This is a genomic window from Neochlamydia sp. EPS4, assembly GCF_000813665.1.
In the GTDB taxonomy this organism is placed as follows: Bacteria; Chlamydiota; Chlamydiia; order Chlamydiales; family Parachlamydiaceae; genus Neochlamydia.
The window spans coordinates 1-1,052 of record NZ_JSDQ01000087.1; the positions used below are offsets into that span (position 1 = coordinate 1).

1 protein-coding gene is annotated in these 1,052 nt (G+C 39.1%); it reads right to left on the bottom strand.

Annotated elements, in window-relative coordinates:
- The coding region (locus tag DB42_RS08530; RefSeq protein WP_202965083.1) for a leucine-rich repeat domain-containing protein at positions 1–984 on the bottom strand (984 nt) is incomplete at its 3' end.
- Positions 985–1,052 lie beyond the last annotated feature (68 nt).

Genomic DNA, 1,052 nt, shown 5'->3' on the forward strand with positions numbered 1-1,052 from the left:
CAACTGCCCGATTTCTGTAGGCAGGCTGGTGAGCTGGTTTTGATTTAAGTAAAGCCGTGTCAGCTCAGACAGCTGTCCGATTTCTGCAGGCAGAGCAGTGAGTTGGTTTTGATTTAAGTCAAGCCATTGTAGCTGAAACAACTGTCCGATTTCTGTAGGCAGAGCGGTGAGTTGGTTTTTGCTTAAACCAAGCCCTTTCAGCTGAGACAATTGCCCGATTTCTGTAGGAAGACTGGTAAGCTGATTTTGATTTAAGTAAAGCGTTTGCAGCTGAGACAATTGACCTATTCCTGCAGGCAGAGCGGTGAGCTGGTTTTGATTTAAGTAAAGGCCTCGTAGTTGAGACAGCTGCCCGATTTCTGCTGGAAGACTGGTGAGCTGGTTTTCTCTTAAGTCAAGCGTTTGCAGCTGAGACAATTGGCCTATTTCTGAGGGTAAGGAACTCAAGACTGCTCTAGATAAATTTAAAGTCATGATGTTTTTACAATTTTTTTCAATCCAATCTCTAAGAAGCTCTCCTTTTTTTTCTAGAGGCAAGTGCTTAATTTCTTCTCGGCTCAAGTATTCTTCCCCAGCAGGAAGTTTTTTCCAAAGCAAAAGGCGATTAATATTTAAGAGATAAGAAGAGTAATTTGCCAGAGTAGGATACCTCTTTTCTTCTATTTGTACTTTAAATTCTAAAGTTGAAAGAGACTTGGCTAAAGTAAAGATTTGCCTAAAGATTGCATTTACCTTTGCTGCTTCAGAAAGCTTTTCTTCTAGCTTATAAATCTTATCTACAATAAGAGCCTGCTCCTTAACATTTCCTTGAGGAACATGCACTTTACCTATTTTCTTATAAAGAGGGGGCATGACTTCAGAAGCTAGCAGATGATGCCATCTTTTACAGACGCTAAATAAGGAAGGAACTACGCAAGCCTCTAAGATAGGGAGCAGCAATTCATTGGGCAAGCTTTCAATAGATGCCGATGAGATAGGATGCATTTTATTTCCTTAGGTAGTAATAAATTTTTTAGCATTTTTATTTTCAAAAACAATATAAAAAAATTAAA